1 pseudogene is annotated in these 314 nt (G+C 64.0%); it reads right to left on the reverse strand.

Going from position 1 to position 314, the window contains the following annotated elements:
* Nucleotides 1-83 precede the first annotated feature (83 nt).
* Nucleotides 84-314: pseudogene (locus EN852_RS38290) on the reverse strand (peptide ABC transporter substrate-binding protein); the annotation flags it as partial.

Raw genomic sequence — 314 nt, forward strand, 5'->3', positions numbered from 1 at the left:
CGGCCAACAGCAGGAGGATGCCCAGCGCGATGCGCTGGGCCACCAGTTTCACGATGGGTGAGGACATCTCCGCAAGGCCGTGCTCAGGCTTCCAGCCAGCACTTCGCCAGGGCGTAGCCGTTGCACAGTTCCTGATGCGGATCCTCCACCCAGCCTGCCACCTTGGGGCCTGTCGCGTCGATGAACTGGTTGAACATCGGCAGGATCAGACCGCCTTCGTCGCGCACCATGACCGCCATGTCGTGGTACATCTGCTTGCGCTTGGCCTCGTCGAGTTCGGCGCGCGCCGCCAGCACCATCTTGTCGAAATCCGG

Source organism: Mesorhizobium sp. M2E.F.Ca.ET.209.01.1.1 (genome assembly GCF_004010375.2).
GTDB lineage: Bacteria > Pseudomonadota > Alphaproteobacteria > Rhizobiales > Rhizobiaceae > Mesorhizobium.